Source organism: Arthrobacter sp. 01T419, assembly GCF_056398865.1.
The window spans coordinates 69,493-84,438 of the sequence record NZ_JBFTQF010000007.1 but is presented as its reverse complement, the minus strand read 5'-3'; the positions used below and the strand labels follow the sequence as shown (position 1 = coordinate 84,438).

9 protein-coding genes and 1 tRNA gene are annotated in these 14,946 nt (G+C 62.4%); 4 read left to right on the top strand and 6 right to left on the bottom strand.

The features are described from left to right. The first annotated feature begins 201 nt into the window (after positions 1-201). The 3 genes from gltB to pyk are packed head-to-tail and all read left to right on the top strand — an operon-like array spanning position 202 to position 7,825. On the top strand, positions 202-4,815 hold the full coding sequence (gltB, locus tag AC1DLO_RS12625) for a glutamate synthase large subunit (protein WP_476890155.1): 4,614 nt from the start codon (positions 202-204) through the stop codon (positions 4,813-4,815). Beyond that, a complete protein-coding gene (locus AC1DLO_RS12620) occupies positions 4,808-6,265 on the top strand; it encodes a glutamate synthase subunit beta (RefSeq protein ID WP_476890154.1) in 1,458 nt (485 codons plus the stop codon). Before gltB ends, AC1DLO_RS12620 begins: the two co-directional genes overlap by 8 nt. Before the next feature lie 57 nt (positions 6,266-6,322). After that, positions 6,323-7,825: a pyruvate kinase gene (gene pyk / locus AC1DLO_RS12615; RefSeq protein WP_476890153.1), complete on the top strand. Its 1,503-nt coding sequence runs from the start codon at positions 6,323-6,325 to the stop codon at positions 7,823-7,825. A 158-nt stretch (positions 7,826-7,983) separates the two neighbouring features. Here pyk and AC1DLO_RS12610 read toward each other — a convergent pair whose 3' ends face one another. Next, positions 7,984-8,589 (bottom strand): ANTAR domain-containing response regulator, encoded by a 606-nt coding sequence (locus AC1DLO_RS12610; RefSeq protein ID WP_028266834.1) that lies wholly within the window; start codon positions 8,587-8,589, stop codon positions 7,984-7,986. Between the two features lie 195 nt (positions 8,590-8,784). Here AC1DLO_RS12610 and AC1DLO_RS12605 point away from each other — a divergent pair. Next, positions 8,785-8,866, top strand: a tRNA-Leu gene (locus tag AC1DLO_RS12605). 677 nt (positions 8,867-9,543) lie between these two features. Here AC1DLO_RS12605 and AC1DLO_RS12600 read toward each other — a convergent pair. The 5 genes from AC1DLO_RS12600 to AC1DLO_RS12580 form a co-directional block, all read right to left on the bottom strand. Next, entirely contained in the window at positions 9,544-9,846 is a 303-nt protein-coding gene (locus AC1DLO_RS12600) for a hypothetical protein (protein WP_441437372.1), read from the bottom strand. 88 nt (positions 9,847-9,934) lie between these two features. Next, a complete protein-coding gene (locus AC1DLO_RS12595; RefSeq protein ID WP_441437371.1) occupies positions 9,935-10,954 on the bottom strand; it encodes an acetylxylan esterase in 1,020 nt (339 codons plus the stop codon). Continuing rightward, complete coding sequence (locus AC1DLO_RS12590; protein ID WP_441437370.1) at positions 10,941-12,212, bottom strand: Gfo/Idh/MocA family protein; 1,272 nt, start codon at positions 12,210-12,212, stop codon at positions 10,941-10,943. Before AC1DLO_RS12590 ends, AC1DLO_RS12595 begins: the two co-directional genes overlap by 14 nt. After that, entirely contained in the window at positions 12,209-13,003 is a 795-nt protein-coding gene (locus tag AC1DLO_RS12585; protein WP_441437369.1) for a ThuA domain-containing protein, read from the bottom strand. Before AC1DLO_RS12585 ends, AC1DLO_RS12590 begins: the two co-directional genes overlap by 4 nt. Next, positions 12,996-14,903 carry a beta-L-arabinofuranosidase domain-containing protein gene (locus AC1DLO_RS12580; RefSeq protein ID WP_441437368.1) on the bottom strand — a complete coding sequence of 636 codons (1,908 nt, stop codon included), beginning with the start codon at positions 14,901-14,903 and terminating at the stop codon, positions 12,996-12,998. Before AC1DLO_RS12580 ends, AC1DLO_RS12585 begins: the two co-directional genes overlap by 8 nt. Positions 14,904-14,946: the final 43 nt, after the last annotated feature.

The window sequence follows — 14,946 nt, the reverse complement described above, 5'->3', positions numbered from 1 at the left end:
GCGCCCTTGGCAGTCGCCCGGCAGCACACAGATGCTCCGCGGTCAAGCTTGGGCCAGGGTCAAGCGTAACTGTTCGTTGCGTCTTGCCTGCTGGCCTACAATTTCAAGTAATTAGCGCTTTGTTATGCCCGTCACACGGCAGGCAAGGTGGGGCCAACGTTGTCCCTTCCATTCGCACGATCTCGAGGAAGGACGTCTTCAATGACMCATCTTCATAACCCAAGTTGGTCCGAAGCAGTCGAACCGCAGGGTGCCATGTCGCCCTTCAAGCGTTTTGCTGCGCTCCCGGAAGCCCAGGGTCTCTACAACCCCGAGCAGGAGAAGGACGCTTGCGGCCTGGCCATAATCGCCACGTTGCGTGGCGAACCTGGCTACGACATCGTGGAAGCTGCCCTGACTGCCCTGCGCAACCTTGAACACCGCGGCGCCGTCGGCGCCGACGAAGGCACCGGTGACGGTGCCGGCCTCCTCATGCAGGTTCCGGACGAGTTCTTCCGGGCCGTCACCGTGTTCGAGCTCCCAGCACCAGGCCAATACGTGGTTGGTACTGCCTTCCTGCCTGCTGAAACCCGCGAAGCCGAGACTGCAAAGGCCGGCATCGAGGCGCTTGCCGTGGACGAGGGCCTGACGGTTCTTGGTTGGCGCGAAGTGCCCGTGGTGGGGGATCTCGTGGGCGCCATGGCCCGAGCCTGCATGCCGTACTTCTCCCAGCCTTTCTTTGCTTCCGCTACCGGCGAGGTATTGGACCGCAATGAACTGGACTCCCGTGCCTGGCGTATCCGCAAGCGCGCGCAGAACAAGTTCGGCGTCTACTTCCCCTCACTGTCCTCGCGCACCATCGTTTACAAGGGCATGCTGACCACCGCACAGCTGGAGCCGTTCTACCCGGATCTCTCGGACAAGCGCTTCAAGACCAAGCTGGCCATCGTGCACTCGCGCTTCTCCACGAATACCTTCCCTTCGTGGCCTCTGGCCCAGCCTTTCCGCACCATCGCCCACAACGGCGAAATCAACACCGTCAAGGGCAACCGGAACTGGATGCGCGCCCGCCAGTCCCAGCTCGCGAACCCCCTTTTGGGCGATTCCCCGGAAGAGTTGTACCCCATCTGCACGCCGGGTGCGTCGGACTCCGCGTCCTTCGATGAGGTTGCCGAGCTGCTCTGGCTTTCCGGCCGCCCCATCACCCACTCGATCATGATGATGATCCCGGAGGCCTGGGAAAACCATGCCACCATGGATCCGGCACGCCGCGCCTTCTACGAGTACCACTCGCTGCTCATGGAGCCGTGGGACGGTCCCGCAGCTGTATCCTTCACCGACGGCAATCTTGTTGGGGCCACCCTTGACCGCAACGGCTTGCGCCCCGGCCGCTACTGGATCACCGAAGATGGCCTGATCATCTTCGCCTCCGAAGTTGGCGTGATCGACGTCGAAGCCTCAAAGGTGGTCAAGAAGGGCCGTGTTTCGCCGGGCAAGATGTTCCTGGTGGACACCGAAGCCGGTCGCATCATCGACGACGCCGAGGTCAAGGCCGAGGTCGCCGCAGCGAATCCTTGGGCTGAATGGGTCAAGGACAACCTGATTGACCTCAACGATCTCCCTGAGCGCGAGCACGTGCTGCACACGGCCGCGTCCGTCAACATCCGCCAGCGGACTTTCGGCTACACCACCGAAGAATTGAAGATCCTGCTCGGACCGATGGCCCGCACCGGCGCCGAACCGCTGGGGGCCATGGGTTCCGACACTCCGGTTGCCGTTCTGTCCAAGCGGCCGCGCCTGCTGTTCGACTACTTCGTGCAGTCTTTCGCCCAGGTCACCAACCCGCCGCTGGACGCCATCCGTGAAGAGCTCGTCACCTCGCTGAAATGCGCCATCGGTCCCAACGGCAACCTTCTCGACGTCGGGCAAGTTCGCCAGCCGCAGATCTCCTTGCCGTTCCCGGTGATCAACAACGATCAGCTGGCAAAGATCGCCAATATCGAGAACGCCGACGGCGACAAGGTCGCCATGAAGGTCCGCGGACTGTACCGTCCGGAAGGCGGCGAAGCAGCCCTTCGCAGTCGCCTGACCGAAATCTGCGAGCAGGTTTCCGGCGCCATCAACCGCGGCGTGCAGTACATCGTGCTGTCCGACCGCGATTCCAACGCGCAGTGGGCGCCCATCCCGTCCCTCCTGCTCGTCAGCGCCGTGCACCACCACTTGCTCCGCAGCGCCAACCGCACCAAGACCGCCCTCGTGGTCGAGGCCGGCGACGTCCGCGAAACGCACCATGTGGCAGTTCTGGTGGGCTTCGGCGCTTCCGCAGTGAACCCGTACCTGGCCATGGAATCCGTGGAGCAGCTGATCAGCACCGGCGAGGTAGTGGGTGTGACGCCGGAGGACGGTGTCTACAACCTCATCAAGGGGCTCGGCAAGGGTGTCCTGAAGATCATGTCCAAGATGGGCATTTCGACAGTGGCCTCATACACCGGTGCCCAGACCTTCGAAGCGCTGGGCCTGTCCCAGGAACTCGTGGACGAATTCTTCTCCGGAACCCACTCCCAGCTGGGTGGAGTCGGTTTGGACGTTATCGCCGCCGAAGTTTCCGCACGCCACCAGATGGCGTATCCGGAGGGCGGCATCGAGCAACCGCACCGTCCGCTGCTCGGCGGCGGTGAATACCAGTGGCGCCGCGACGGCGAACCGCACCTTTTCAACCCGGAGACCGTATTCCGGCTGCAGCACGCAACACGCGAACGCCGCTACGACATCTTCAAGTCCTACACCAAGGGGATTGACGATCAGTCCGAGAACTTGATGACCCTTCGTGGGCTCTTGAAGTTCAAGGACAGCCTGCGACCTGCCGTGCCGCTCGAGGAAGTCGAGCCGGTTTCCAGCATCGTGAAGCGCTTCTCGACCGGGGCGATGAGCTATGGCTCCATCTCCAAGGAAGCCCACGAAACTCTTGCGATCGCCATGAACCGGCTGGGCGCCAAGTCCAACACCGGTGAAGGCGGCGAAGATGTCGACCGCCTGCTGGACCCGGAGCGCCGCTCCGCCATCAAGCAGATTGCCTCTGGTCGTTTCGGTGTGACCAGCCTGTACCTGACCAACGCCGAGGACATCCAAATCAAGATGGCCCAGGGGGCCAAGCCCGGTGAAGGTGGCCAGCTGATGGCGCAGAAGGTCTACCCCTGGGTAGCCCGGACGCGCCACTCGACCCCCGGCGTCGGACTCATCTCCCCGCCCCCGCACCACGATATCTACTCGATCGAGGACCTCGCGCAGCTCATCTACGATGCCAAGCGCGCCAACCCCTCGGCACGCGTGCACGTGAAGCTCGTGTCCGAAGTCGGGATCGGTACGGTGGCGTCCGGCGTCACCAAGGCGAAGGCCGACGTCGTGCTCGTTTCAGGGCACGACGGCGGAACCGGCGCCTCGCCGCTGAACTCGCTCAAGCATGCGGGTGTTCCGTGGGAGCTCGGCCTCGCCGAAACCCAGCAGACGCTCATGCTTAACGGGCTCCGCGACCGCGTCGTGGTTCAGGTGGACGGCCAGCTCAAGACGGGCCGCGACGTTGTTATCGCCGCCTTGCTGGGTGCTGAGGAATACGGCTTCGCGACCGCGCCCCTGGTGGTGTCCGGCTGCATCATGATGCGCGTCTGCCACCTGGACACCTGCCCGGTCGGTGTGGCAACGCAGAACCCCGAGCTTCGTTCGCGCTTCAACGGCAAGCCCGAGTTCGTGGTCAACTTCTTCGAGTTCCTCGCTGAGGAAGTCCGTGAACTGCTCGCCGAACTCGGTTTCCGCAGCCTCCAAGAGGCCATTGGCCACGCAGAAGTCCTGGACTCCCGCGAAGCAATCGACCACTGGAAGGCCGAGGGCCTGGACCTCGACCCGATTCTGCACGGCCTCGAATTCGACGATGACGTTCCACTGCGGAACCTCACAGGCCAAAACCACGAGCTCGACAAGCACTTCGACCAGCGCCTCATCGGCATGGCCGCAGAGGCATTGAGTGACCGCACCCCGGTCAAGATCGCCGTCGACGTCATCAACACAGACCGTTCCGTGGGCACCATGCTGGGGCACGTCGTGACCAAGACGTTCGGCATCGATGTGCTCGCTACGGACACCATCGACATCACGTTGAAGGGCACCGCCGGGCAGTCGCTGGGCGCCTTCCTTCCTGCAGGCATCACCCTGCGCATGTTCGGCGACTCCAACGACTACGTCGGCAAGGGCCTTTCCGGCGGACGCATCATCGTCCGTCCGGACCGCACCAATGTCTTCCAGGCGGAACGCAACGTCATCGCCGGCAACGTGATCGGCTACGGCGCCACAAGCGGCGAAATGTTCCTGCGTGGCCAGGTGGGCGAACGCTTCCTGGTACGCAACTCGGGGGCCACCGCCGTCGTCGAAGGCATCGGCGACCACGGTTGCGAATACATGACAGGCGGCCAGACGCTGATCATCGGCCGAACCGGCCGAAACTTCGGCGCCGGCATGTCCGGTGGTACGGCCTATGTGCTGGACCTCCAGCCTGCCCGGGTCAACAAGCAAGCCTTGGATTCCGGGGAGCTTCAGTTGCTCGAGCTTGACGCCGAGGACCGGGACATCGTCCATGGCCTCCTGGTCAAACACGTGGAAGAAACCGAATCCGTCCTCGCGGGCCGCTTGCTCGAAAACTTCGACGACACAGCTGCCCGCATCACTAAAGTTCTGCCGCGTGATTACGCCGCAGTCCTGCAAACCCGTCTCGACGCCATCGAAGAGGGCCTTGACCCCGACGGCGAAGAAGTATGGTCTCGAATCCTGGAGGTAACCGGTGGCTGATCCACGCGGATTTCTGAAAGTCCGGCAGCGCGAGACGCAGCCACGCCGTCCCGTTCCCGTCCGCATCATGGACTGGAAGGAAGTCTACGAGGCCCAGGACAAGGGTGTGCTCAAGAGCCAGGCCGGCCGTTGCATGGACTGCGGCGTCCCGTTCTGCCACCAGGGTTGCCCTTTGGGTAACCTCATTCCCGAGTGGAACGACCTCACCTGGCGAGGCAAGGGCGAGGAAGCGATCGAGCGCCTGCACGCGACCAACAACTTCCCGGAGTTCACCGGACGGTTGTGCCCTGCGCCGTGTGAAGCATCCTGCGTCTTGGGCATCAACCAGCCCGCTGTGACCATCAAGCAGGTTGAAGTTTCCATCATCGACGACGCCTTCGAAAATGGCTGGGTACAGCCGCTGCCGCCGACGCGTCTCTCCGGCAAGACAGTCGCCGTCGTCGGCTCCGGGCCCGCGGGGCTTGCAGTTGCTCAGCAGCTGACACGCGTCGGACACACTGTGGCCGTCTACGAGCGCGACGACAAGATCGGGGGATTGCTGCGTTACGGCATCCCCGACTTCAAGATGGAGAAAGAACAGGTCGACCGCCGGGTCGAGCAGATGAAGGCGGAGGGCACCCGGTTCCGCACCGGTGTGGCTGTCGGAAGCGACGTGACGTGGGAGCAACTGCGCCGTCGCTACGACTCCGTGGTGATCGCCACGGGCGCTACCGTGCCGCGCGATCTTCCGATCCCTGGCCGCGGGCTTGATGGCATCCACTACGCCATGGATTACCTGGTGCCCGCCAACCGCGTGGTTGCCGGTGAAACCGTGGAAGGCCAAATCGATGCCAAGGGCAAGCATGTGGTGATCCTCGGCGGCGGCGACACTGGCGCCGACTGCCTTGGCACGGCCCACAGGCACGGCGCAGCGTCCGTCACCACCCTCGCGATCGGTAAGCAACCGCCCCTCGAGCGTGCCTCGCACCAGCCGTGGCCAACGTTCCCCACACTCTTCGAGGTAGCCAGCGCACACGAAGAGGGTGGCGAACGCACCTACCTTGCCTCCACCGTTGAATTTGTCGGCGAAAACGGCAAGCTCACAGGGGTCAAGGTTGCCGAGACCGAATTCGTCGACGGCAAGCGACTTCCCAAGGCCGGTACGGAACGCATCATTCCGGCTGATCTGGTCTTCCTGTCGCTCGGCTTTACAGGTGCGGAACCTGCCGGTATCACCGAACAGGTCAGCGCAGAATTCGACGGCCGCGGCAACGTGGCCCGAGATGGGTACTACATGACCAGCACCGAGGGCGTCTTCGTGGCAGGCGATGCCGGCCGCGGGCAGTCCTTGATTGTCTGGGCTATCGCCGAGGGCCGCGCCTGCGCTGCCGCCGTCGACAAGTACCTCATGGGCAGCACCATTCTCCCCGCGCCGGTGGCTCCCACCGATCGGGCTATATCGGTCCTCTAGGGACCGGCGCACGACGCTTTCCCAACTCCAACTGCAGCACACTACTAGGGTAGGTATATGAGACGCGCAAAAATCGTGGCAACGTTCGGACCGGCAATTTCCAGCTTTGACAACACCCTCGCGGTGCTGGAAGCCGGCGTCGACGTCGCCCGTATGAACATGAGCCACGGCGACTACTCTGTACACGACAACACGTACGAGAACGTCCGCAAGGCTTCCGCCCAGCTCCACAAGCCCGTTGCCATCATGGCCGACTTGCAGGGCCCGAAGATCCGCCTCGGCCGCTTTGTCGATGGCCCCCACGAGCTCGCCGTCGGCGACACGTTCACCATCACCACCGAGGACGTGCCGGGCACCAAGGACATCTGCTCCACCACGCTCAAGAGCCTGACAGAAGACGTCAACGTCGGAGATGCACTGCTGATCGACGACGGCAAGGTTGCACTACGCGCCGTCGAGGTCGACGACGTCAAGGTAGTCGCCACGGTGACAGTCGGTGGCTGGGTTTCCAACAACAAGGGAATCAACCTGCCTGGCGTTGCCGTCAACGTCCCCGCGCTGAGCGAAAAGGACGAGGACGATCTCCGTTGGGCCATGAAGCGCGGCGTCGACTTGGTCGCGCTGTCCTTCGTTCGTGATGCCTCCGACATCAAGCGCGTGCACGAGATCATGGACGAAGAAGGCCGCCGCGTGCCGGTGATCGCCAAGATCGAGAAGCCGCAGGCAGTGGACCAGCTCCACGAAATCATCGACGCCTTCGACGCCATCATGGTGGCCCGTGGCGACCTCGGTGTGGAACTCCCGCTCGAGGAAGTGCCGATCGTCCAAAAGCGAGCCATTGAACTGGCCCGCCGCTGGGCCAAGCCGGTCATCGTGGCCACCCAGGTCCTTGAGTCCATGATCGACAACCCGCGCCCGACCCGTGCTGAAGCGTCGGACTGCGCCAACGCAGTGCTCGATGGCGCCGACGCGGTCATGCTCTCGGGTGAGACCAGCGTGGGCAAGTTCCCGATCGAGACGGTCAAGACCATGGCCCGCATCATCGAGTCCACCGAAGAGCACGGTCTTGAGCGCGTCCCGCCGCTGGGTACCAAGCCCAAGACCCGCGGTGGCGCCATCACGCGTGCCGCCGTCGAAATCGCCGACCAGCTGGACGCAAAGTACATCTGTACCTTCACGCAGTCCGGTGACTCGGCCCGCCGCCTGTCCCGTCTGCGGCCCGTCAAGCCGGTGTTCGCCTTCACTCCCGTGGAGCACGTCTGGAACCAGCTGGCGCTGACCTGGGGCATCCAGCCCGTCCTGGTCCCCATGGTGGGCCACACTGACGCCATGACGGCCCAGGTGGACCGCAGCCTGCTCGAGATGAAGATCGTCGAGAACGGCGACCTCGTGGTCATCGCGGCCGGTTCGCCTCCCGGACAAGCCGGTTCAACGAACTCGCTCAAGGTCCACAGGGTGGGCGACCTCGCCGACACGTCCCGCGTGGAAGAGGCCGCAGCCCGCAAGGAAAAGCTCGGGCCGTGGCCCGAAAAGAAGAAGAAGGCCAAGTCCAAGGCCTGATCTTTCCCGGATCAACTTCTCGGAAGAGTTAGGGGAGGCCCCGCCGCGGCGGGGCCTCCCTTTTTTGGTGGCTTTTTTGTTGGCGTCGCCGGCTGGTTCCGGGACGACGAAGGGCGCCTGCTACCCATCGGAAAGCAGGCGCCCTTCGTGGCGGAGTGCTAGTTGACCTGGTTGATGATGGTCTCGGCGACCTCACGCATGCTGAGGCGGCGGTCCATGGAGGTCTTCTGGATCCACCGGAACGCTTCCGGCTCCGTAAGGCCCATCTTGGTGGTCAGGAGGCTCTTGGCGCGCTCTACGAGCTTGCGCGTGGCGAACTGCTCCTGGAGATCGGACACCTCGTTCTCGAGGGCCTTGATCTCCTCGTGGCGGGACAAAGCGATCTCGATGGCCGGAATCAGATCCGCCGGAGTGAAGGGCTTGACGACATAGGCCATGGCCCCGGCGTCGCGGGCGCGCTCCACGAGTTCCTTCTGGCTGAACGCCGTCAGGAGGACCACGGGGGCGATCCTGGCCTTGACAATCTTTTCCGCGGCGGAAATGCCGTCCATGACTGGCATCTTGACGTCCATGAGGACCAGATCCGGCTTCAACTCCTCGGCCAGCTGGACTGCTTTCTCACCATTGTCGGCCTCGCCGACGACGTCGTAACCTTCGCCCTTCAGGATCTCGATGATGTCCAGGCGGATGAGGGTCTCATCCTCTGCGACAACTACACGGCGGGCCGGCTGGGATGCGGGCTTGGACTCCGTCTGTTCTGACACGGGATCTCCTTCAAGACGTACGGCGGGTTCTCAACCATCTTAGTTGCACCCGGTCCTTGCGTATGATTTATTGCTCGGCCGAGCCGGTTCTGAAAAACAGCCTATCTGCATGTAGAGTAGTTTCGCGCACTGCAACAGGGAGCGTTGAGTTCTGCGAAGACTTCGACGTCGGTTAGTCTTGTTTCGGTGTTCCGCGCCCGAGTGGCGGAATTGGCAGACGCGCCGCACTCAAAATGCGGTATCGAAAGGTGTGTGGGTTCGAGTCCCACCTCGGGCACGGCATACCCCCTCGTCAGAGGGGGTATTTGCTTTAACGTGTGTACAAATTAGGTGGTCAGTTCCCTCTGACATTGACCGCGGGGTGTGCCTGGCGCCGCGGTTCGCCTGTTTTGTTGTGGGGGAGCGGGTTCAGGGTCGTGGCTGGTTGGCCCTCCGCGTGCTGTGAGCTGGGGTTATATGTTCCTCTCTTGGTTCGTTCGGTAGGTCGTGGTTGGCCTACACCTCTTCATGGGTAGGGGTACTGAGCGCGACATGACTTCGAGAGCCTGCGTCAAAGTTCTTCAGTTCTGGCTCATTGCCGGAGCGGAGAGCCTTAGCTGGGGACGGCTTTGTCAGGCCAAAGGGGGTGTGTACATTGTCCACACTTAAATCCGCTTTTTCGTAGCTGTTCGCAGCCATTTGCCTAGTCCTCCTTCGGCCCACATTCTGCTCATCGCATGCGCGTGCAATGACGACATGACGCCGGTCTTGAATTTCATTGCGTGCGCGGTTCCGTCGCTGAGCCGACCGAGGGCATTCAGGCCGGATTTATCCGTTTAGTCGATGCGGCACTACGAATGCAAGGGGGGCGGCGCGGGCTCTTAGTCGTTGGCAGGGGCTGTGGAGGTTTGCCGGATCACGCGCTTGACGGCCGAGCGTGCGGAAGCGGCCAGTCTGCCGATAAGTGCCCTGTCGTCAAGCTAAGGAAGAGGGGACCGTCAGGGGCGTTGATTTCTCAGACTCGCCTTGGAACTCGGCCGACAGGGAAACCCCGAGGACGAATGCGGCACCATCGAAGACGTTCGTTTCGACGACCGCGCCCAGGTTCGAGTCGGTGATAATGCGGACAAGCAGGATCACGAACACGACGGCGCTGAGGACCGCTACGATGTGGGAGAACTTATGGATGCAGCGGTAGCCGATGATCGCCAAGGTTGCCGACATGAGGGCAACGTCGAAGTACCCACGGGACACAGAGACCGGGAGCATTGACAGCACGCGGCGAGGTTCTTGATGAGGATTGCCGTCGAAAATGCACAAACCCACTAGTAGCAGGTTTGTCTTTTCGGCCGATTTGAACCGGGAGTTAGACTAGGAGCTGGCGGAGAAACAGAACCTGCTTTATCCAGTGGTGTTCCTGCCCTCCTTCATGGTTGTTGAACCTGTACACCTCCATCTCCTTCGTTGGGCCGGGACGGGACGCGTCAGAAGTGCCCGAGCCGTACGCGTTGAAGCTGGCGAAGACAGTAGAGGGCGGGCAGATGTCGTCACTTTGCGCTGCCGAGTAGAGCGCAGGCGCCGTAGCCCATCGTCCGAGGTTGACGCCGTCGAAATAGCGCAGGACGTCAAGTACTTGCTCATACCGGTCCCGATGACGGGCAAGGAAGGCGGCGATTTCCGGGTACGGGCCACGCGGGGCGATGTCGATAGCGCGCGGAAAATCCTGCAGGAACGGGACGTCGGGCAAAGCTGCCACGACGCCGTCGAGCCGACCGGCCACCAGCCCGGAGACAGCTACCACAATGCCGCCGCCCTGACTTCCGCCGGCGAGGACGACTCGTGCCGCATCCACCTCAGGGTGGGATTGTGCTGCCTCCACTGCCCGGAAGGCATCCGTGTACACCCGCCGGTAGTAGTAGTCTTCGCGGCTGCCGACGCCCCGGGTCATGAAGCCGGCATAACCCACGCCGCCAGCCGACGGATGGGGATCAGCAGTCTCACCCACAGCAAAACCGTAACCCTGGCCACGGGTGTCCATGATGAAATGCGCGTACCCCGCCTGCGCCCACCCTGTTTCCTGGTTCGCCAGTCCCCGCCCACCGGAGTAGCCGACGTAGTGGACCACCACAGGCAGCCTGGAACCTGAGTCCCTGGTGGCAGGGAGGTGCAGCCATCCCTTGATGGGTTCCCCACCGTACCCTGCGAAGGTCACGTCAAAGGTGTCGATCACAGAAAGGTAGTTCTCGACGGGCTCAAACCGGGCGTTCAGGGGGTAGGCTCTGGCATCCGCGATCGTGGCATCCCAGAATTCGCGAAGGTCTTCCGGCATCGTCACATCGGAGGTATAGCTGCGGAGCTGGGCCAACGGGAGGTCAAAAAGTGGCATCGCGTCCGATTCTGTTGTTTTCTGGAGGGGCTGGCTGGATCTGGCTTGGCATTTCCGTACCAGGAGCAGCTCCGAGGGCGGCTGCGGCGGAGAAGGCACCATCGATGGACCAGGAGTGGAGGACGGCGGCCACGTCCTGCCGCTTCTCGTCCCGGACAGCCTCTTCATAGGAACGTTCCAGTAGTGCGTCGATCTGCACCCGCCAGCCGGTGGCTGCGCTTTCGATGGCTGCTTCCACCATGGCCAGGCTGAGGATGTTCGCGTGAACCTGACCCATGGGCGGAGTTCCTGTTCGGAGCGCTGAAACGAACTCGTGCAAGGATCCGTGGACGTCCGGGCCCGGCTCCTCCACCACTCTCCGGCCCGGGTGAACGGGGGCATGCACCTGAACAGTATCCTCTACAGCAATGTCAGCAGCGGCGTCTGCGGGGGAGGATGGGGTCACGGTCGGGGGATTATCACCGTCCCACACGACAGTCCCGTTTTCGCCGCCGAGCCGCCAGGCTGCGTTCCAGGAGGTTTCCTGCCCGGGGCTGCACCAGCTTCCGTTGAACACGAACCGCTCGCCGCCGGACATTTCGAAGGACGCTACGGCTGCCGCGTCCCCTCGATACCAGCTCCAAGCAGGGTTGTATTCCTCGCAGAATACGGAGACGGGGTCCGCGTCCAGGAGGAAGCGCGCCATGTCGAACTGGTGGATGGCCATGTCCAGCAGTAGCGGGTGCTCCATCTGGTCGCGGTATCCGCCGAAATGCGGTGCCTTGAAGAAATCGGCGGACAGCGTGCCCAGCCGGCCGAGCCCGCCGGCGAGAGCCTTGCCGGCGAACAGGTCGCGGTTGTAGCGGCGGGACTGGCTGACCATGAACAACTGGCCGGTGAGCTCGGCGGCAGCGACCAGGCTCAGGCCCTGAGCCACGGTGGACGCAACCGGCTTTTCGCCCAGCACGGGAAGCCCGGCGAAGAGCGCCTCGGCGGATACGGGGTGGTGGGCGGCCGGAACCGTGACGTTGATGACCGCCTGGGCGCCGACGTCGGACGCCAGTTGCGCTGTTCCCCTCCCCACTGGAAGGTCAGGTTTGCCGATCGAGGCGGCGCTGGCACGCGCGGCGTCCAGGTTAAGGTCAACGATGCCGCTGAGCTCCACGAGCGGCGAGGCCTCCACCGCCCCCAGCCAGGTGTGGCCCATGGCTCCGGCGCCGACCAGCAGCACTTTTAGCGGACCCCGATCGTCCTCAATTGTCGCGAACGGGCGGCTCATGCCGTGGTTTCCTCGTAGATCGCGGTGGCGCCCTTGTAGTCGGCGCCCTTGTAGAACTCATCGGTGTCATATTGCAGCAGTTCCGGAAGTTCCCGGCGCGACCGGTCGGTGAATGCCCACTGGACGGCGTTGGAGATGACCCGGCGGATGTCCTTGTGGTGATACACCGGGAAGTCCTGATCGCCGGGGCTGAAGTAGAAGATCTTGCCGTGGCCGCGTCGGAAAGTGCAGCCGGAGCGGAAGACTTCGCCGCCGCTGAACGAACTGATGAAGACCAGTTCCTCCGGCCCAGGGATGTCGAAGAATTCGCCGTACATTTCCTGCTCATCAATGATGATGGGGTGCGGAACGCCCTTGGCGATGGGGTGGGTGGGGTCCACGGTCCACACCAGCTCGCGGTCCTGCTCGCTCCGCCAGCGCAGGGTGCACGTGGTGCCCATGAGCTTGGTGAAGATCTTGGACCAGTGGCCTGAGTGGAGCACGATCAGCCCCATTCCCGAGAGCACGTGGCGGTGCACCCGCTCCACGATCTCGTCATCGACATCGGCGTGGGACATGTGCCCCCACCAGGTCAGGACGTCCGTGGTGGCCAGGACCTCTTCGGTAAGGCCGTGCTCCGGCTCGTCCAGGGTGGCGGTGCGGACGACGACGGCGGCACCCAGGTTCTCCTCGATACCCTCCTTCACTGCGCCGTGAATGCCGCGGGGGTAGAGTTTTGCCACCTGCTCGTGTTCCTGCTCATGCCGGTTTTCGTTCCAAACTGTGACCCGGATCGGGGTGCTTTTACTCATTGAAGCTCCTTGTACTTCTGTCATCGCCGGACTCCACGGGAAAGTAGACGGTGTAGTCGCCTTCAGTTAGGTCGGAAAGGGGTACGAATTGTATGTCAGGGGTGCGGATGGTGCGGTACGTGCCTGCATTCCACCAGTGATGCGTCCTGGTCTCATCCGGCGCGAGAATAGTGGTGGCGTCCCCGCCATGTGCGCGTTCGACTGGCACGCGCCGTGAGGTCAATCCAGCGAGAACATAGGGTCCGTCTTCGAAGGACAGTACGCCAGGGTTCTCGGGAGCCGGGATGGCGCGAACCCGGGTCGGGAATTCGACGCGTAGGAGATCTCCCGCCGACCAGTCGCGATCGACGAGAACCCACCCTTCTTCCTCGACGTAAGCAAGCTCATTCCCGTTGCAATACACGCGAAGTGGGGCACGGACCCAATCTGGTATTCGTAGTCGCAAGGTGAATCGCGTCGTTTGGTCTGGACGCACCTTGATATCGAAGACCATTCGGTCGGGGCGTTCGGTCGGCAGATCCGGCTCCAGACGTTGGATAGCGTTTAGACCGTCCAGGGTTTCAGTTTGTCCGAACACCACACCGTCGAGAGGATCCTGCTGAATCCGAATGGCGACGCTTGTGTCGGCGACATCGTCCCAACGTGTGTCCGAGGGTATGTATTGGCTGATGCGGAGACCATCCTCGTCCCGCTGCACGGCAGCCGTCGCGTGGTGAGAGTGCGCTTGCAGGAGGGTGCCGTGGCAGCACCAGAAGTCGTTGGTGCGCGAACCCCATTGTTTCTCACTGCCAGGCGCGAGGGGAAGAAAGTAGGTCACCATGCCTGTCCTCTGATTTTGCTGCGCAAAAATTCCGTTTACGAGGTTCCGTTCCCAGTAGTCCGCATAGCTCTTTTCGCCCGTCCAGCTATACAAGGTTTGCGCCAAACGCATCATGTTGTAAACAGTGCAATGCTCCTGCACGCGGTGCAAACGCGAAAGTACAATTTTCGAAGGTTGCCAGACCTCTCCCGATGTAGACCCACCCGTACAGTAAGTGCCACGGGAAGTAACGGCCTGAAACCAAAACGCTTCGACGATGTCACGCCAGCGCCGGTCTCCCGTAACCTCCCACGCTCGGGCAGCGCCCAGTATTTCAGGGATTTGCGTATTGGCGTGCCTGTTGGTCAACACGTCCTCACCGCTGAGCAGACGATCGAAGAAGCGTGGGCGGTCGTAGCGGCTCATCAACACTGAGTATTTATTCTCGCCCGTTTCGCCGTAGAGATTCGCCCAAATCTCCAGCATCCCCCCGGTCTCCACATCCAGAACATCGTCAAGCTGCCCGCGGCTCAAATGATCCGTCCACTGCACGAACCAATCAGCGAAGTTCGTGAGCAGCTTCAGCGCTGCGGCGCTGCCTCCGATCGCGTACATGTCCCACAGCCCCATGAGGATCTTGTGAACCGTATATTGGGGTGCCCACACCTCCTGACCCTGCACAACCCGGTCCATATATCCGCGCGGAATCCCAGCCACCCACTGACCGCCATTCGCCTCCTGGCATCTGACCAGCTCTTTGACAATGTGGTTGGCTCGCGCTCGTACTTCCTCGTCGTGTGTTGACAGGTAGGCTGCGGCCGACAACCAGTGACCGAGGATATGTCCGCGAAGGTCACTCGTGGGCGATTCCCATCCCCAGTGCCAGTTTTCGGGGCCGTCGGCTGCAGTTTCTCCGACAGTTGTCCCTACAGAGCCGGAGTATCGCCACAACCCCGCCTCCATGCGATAGGGGCGAAGTAAGTTCTCAGCGGTGAGACTCATCAAATATTCGCGATTCACCTGTGCTCTGGACAGCGCGGGACCCTCAAGTAGTTCAGCATCACGAGGTCCTACGAAGCCAACGGAAATTCTCTGATTCACAAGATCTCCCGATCAGTTCAAAAAAGGACACTAAGGAAAGGTC

Excerpts from the sequence above, each read along its gene's own strand:
- AC1DLO_RS12590 (WP_441437370.1), bottom strand. The coding sequence starts at position 12,212 with ATGAGCCGCCCGTTCGCGACAATTGAGGACGATCGGGGTCCGCTAAAA.
- pyk (WP_476890153.1), top strand. The coding sequence starts at position 6,323 with ATGAGACGCGCAAAAATCGTGGCAACGTTCGGACCGGCAATTTCCAGC.
- AC1DLO_RS12585 (WP_441437369.1), bottom strand. The coding sequence starts at position 13,003 with ATGAGTAAAAGCACCCCGATCCGGGTCACAGTTTGGAACGAAAACCGG.
- AC1DLO_RS12595 (WP_441437371.1), bottom strand. The coding sequence starts at position 10,954 with ATGCCACTTTTTGACCTCCCGTTGGCCCAGCTCCGCAGCTATACCTCC.